The following is a 1,333-nucleotide window of genomic DNA, read 5'->3' as shown; positions in this document are numbered from 1 at the left end:
GTGTGATTTTTAAGCAGGTGGAGCTATTAGGTGCTGCTCTTAGTCTTGATGTTTCAAGCAATTTTATTATAAACGGTTAAGGTTTTGTTTGCTGTTTATAGCCTCTTCCAAGTATGCTTCTCCACTATAAAGGGCAATCACAGCAGTAATTTTCATATAATGGCGTCAGGTGTTTAGTTTGTCTTTATCAATCTAAACACCCCAAGCTCAAGTTCTCTTTCAATTTTTTTTAAAAAAGAACCTAGCGTTAAATCAAAATAATTAATTGGTACGGTATTCTAAGCGCCAGTAAAAGAATTTATAGCATCAGATACATATTTAACATCATCCTCTGTATGGAAAAATGATATGGGTAAGCTTAGCGTTGTAGCATGAATTTCTTCTGAAATAGGATAATCATCTTCAAAAAAACCTTTCATTGCTTTTTGCTTGTGTGGAGGTATGGGATAATGAATTTCTGTTTTTATCTTATTCTCCAGCAGATATTCCCTAAGTGCATCTCGTTGTTCAGTTCTGATATTGAATATATGGTATACATCTGTGTAACCGTCTTCAATAACAGGTTTTACAACAAGGTCATTTAAGTTGTTAAAATATATCTGCGCAAGTTTAATTTTATGTGCATTTATTTGATCTAACTTTTGCAGCTTTATAGAAAGAAAGCCTGCTTGTAATTCATCTAATCTAGAATTATAACCTACTTTCTCGTTAACGTATTTAACTCGTGAGCCATAATTTCTAAGAGTACGTAATTTATCTGCTAATTCATCTGAGTCAGTAGTAATACCACCAGCATCACCAAGTGCACCTAAATTTTTAGTAGGATAGAAGCTAAAAGCACCTAAATCACCGAAGCTACCCACTTTTTTATTACCTATTCTAGCGCCATGAGCCTGTGCACAATCTTCAATAACTTTTAAGTTGTTTGCTGAAGCAATAGAAAGTATTTTACTCATCTGGCAGCACTTGCCATAAAGATGTACAACGAGTATAGCAACAGTGTTCTTAGTTATTCTTTCACTGATTTTCTCAGGGTCAATATTATAAGTCCTGTAATCCGGCTCAACAAGTACAGGCTTTAGTCCTGCATGTATAATGGCAAGAATAGTTGCGATATAGGTATTAGAAGGAACAATAACTTCTTTATTCCTTTCAAATTCAAAAACTTTTAGAGATAGTATTAGGGCATCAAGTCCATTGGCAACACCAATGAAATGCTTTACACCGCAATAGGAGGCAAACTCCTCTTCAAAGGTAGCTACTCTGTTACCTAAAACGTACCACCCAGATTCTAGAAAGCTTGAAAACTCTTTTTTAAACTGTTCAGTAAAAG

The 1,333-nt window shown here is 34.5% G+C and carries 1 protein-coding gene; it reads right to left on the bottom strand.

Going from position 1 to position 1,333, the window contains the following annotated elements; translation table 11 throughout:
* Positions 1-278: 278 nt before the first annotated feature.
* Positions 279-1,333 (bottom strand): DegT/DnrJ/EryC1/StrS family aminotransferase (locus ACFQ2O_RS21665; RefSeq protein WP_377532999.1); only part of this gene is annotated, 1,055 nt, incomplete at its 5' end.

This window comes from Pontibacter rugosus (assembly GCF_042678745.1).
Lineage (GTDB): Bacteria > Bacteroidota > Bacteroidia > Cytophagales > Hymenobacteraceae > Pontibacter > Pontibacter rugosus.
This window is presented reverse-complemented; position numbering and strand designations above follow the sequence as displayed.